This window comes from Bacillus haikouensis (genome assembly GCF_013179555.1).
GTDB classification, from domain to species: domain Bacteria; phylum Bacillota; class Bacilli; order Bacillales; family Bacillaceae_B; genus Rossellomorea; species Rossellomorea haikouensis_A.
The window spans coordinates 1-1,402 of record NZ_JABMCR010000528.1; the positions used below are offsets into that span (position 1 = coordinate 1).

Annotated in this window: 7 tRNA genes and 2 rRNA genes; all 9 read right to left on the reverse strand. The window is 47.2% G+C overall.

Annotated elements, in window-relative coordinates:
- Window positions 1–39: 39 nt before the first annotated feature.
- A tRNA-Arg gene (locus tag HP456_RS23940) sits at window positions 40–116 on the reverse strand.
- Window positions 117–189: 73 nt separating this feature from the next.
- Window positions 190–278: transfer RNA gene (locus HP456_RS23945), tRNA-Leu, on the reverse strand.
- 8 nt (window positions 279–286) lie between these two features.
- Window positions 287–361, reverse strand: a tRNA-Gly gene (locus HP456_RS23950).
- Between the two features lie 5 nt (window positions 362–366).
- Window positions 367–451: transfer RNA gene (locus HP456_RS23955), tRNA-Leu, on the reverse strand.
- A gap of 38 nt (window positions 452–489) precedes the next feature.
- Window positions 490–565: transfer RNA gene (locus HP456_RS23960), tRNA-Lys, on the reverse strand.
- A 25-nt stretch (window positions 566–590) separates the two neighbouring features.
- Window positions 591–666 (reverse strand) — tRNA-Thr (locus HP456_RS23965).
- A 106-nt stretch (window positions 667–772) separates the two neighbouring features.
- Window positions 773–848, reverse strand: a tRNA-Val gene (locus HP456_RS23970).
- Between the two features lie 8 nt (window positions 849–856).
- A 5S ribosomal RNA gene (gene rrf, locus HP456_RS23975) occupies window positions 857–973 on the reverse strand.
- A 252-nt stretch (window positions 974–1,225) separates the two neighbouring features.
- Window positions 1,226–1,402 (reverse strand): 23S ribosomal RNA (locus HP456_RS23980); the annotation flags it as partial.

Below are 1,402 nucleotides of genomic sequence, written 5' to 3' on the forward strand. Positions count from 1 at the left end.
AACCAAGTGCTCTACCAAGCTGAGCTACTTCCCGAAATATGGCGCGCCCGAGAGGAGTCGAACCCCTAACCTTTTGATCCGTAGTCAAACGCTCTATCCAATTGAGCTACGGGCGCAGATTATTTAGCTAAAGACAATTATCTTGCTTTCGCAAATTAAGGAAAGATATTTTGCTAACGCAAACATCTTTGGTGCCGAGGACCGGAATCGAACCGGTACGGTAGTCACCTACCGCAGGATTTTAAGTCCTGTGCGTCTGCCAGTTCCGCCACCCCGGCAAGTCTTATGGAGCGGAAGACGGGATTCGAACCCGCGACCCCCACCTTGGCAAGGTGGTGTTCTACCACTGAACTACTTCCGCAGATATGGTGCGGGTGAAGGGACTTGAACCCCCACGCCTTGCGGCGCCAGATCCTAAGTCTGGTGCGTCTGCCAATTCCGCCACACCCGCATGAAAATGTTAGATATTTTGCCTTTTGCAAAAATCTATGGTGAGCCATGAAGGACTCGAACCTTCGACCCTCTGATTAAAAGTCAGATGCTCTACCAACTGAGCTAATGGCTCATTAATATAATGAGTAAAACCATAATGGTGCCGGCAAGAGGACTTGAACCCCCAACCTACTGATTACAAGTCAGTTGCTCTACCAGTTGAGCTACACCGGCATATTGAATTGTTCATCAAGGCTTGTCTGTAAAAAAATTGCTTTTGAAGCATAGTAATACATTATATATGTTTATTTCACTCCGCTGTTGCTTCATAAAAAAAACATGGTGGAGGATGACGGGATCGAACCGCCGACCCTCTGCTTGTAAGGCAGATGCTCTCCCAGCTGAGCTAATCCTCCATATGTCTGCCTGGCGACGTCCTACTCTCACAGGGGGAGAGCCCCCAACTACCATCGGCGCTGAAGAGCTTAACTTCCGTGTTCGGCATGGGAACGGGTGTGACCTCTTCGCCATAGTCACCAGACTGTTATCCTTTTTAAGGACAAGTATTATTATAACTTTTTCAGAGAAAATTTCAAGTGTTAATTTGAATTTTATTCCCTGAAAACTAGATAAAGAATTGATTGATGTCAAGAATACCGGTATCGTATTAATCCAGCTCCGGCGGCTAGAGACTCGAGGTCATTTCCGGATCAATCAGCTGAGGGAAGAACACCCTATCTGTTTGCCCCGAAAATGCTTGTCGTCTCTGAACGAGCCGCCTCCGCTTTTTCGTTTGGTTAAGTCCTCGATCGATTAGTATCAGTCAGCTCCACATGTCGCCACGCTTCCACCTCTGACCTATCTACCTAGTCATCTTCTAGGGATCTTACTCACATAAAGTGATGGGAAATCTCATCTCGAGGGGGGCTTCATGCTTAGATGCTTTCAGCACTTATCCCTTCCGCACATA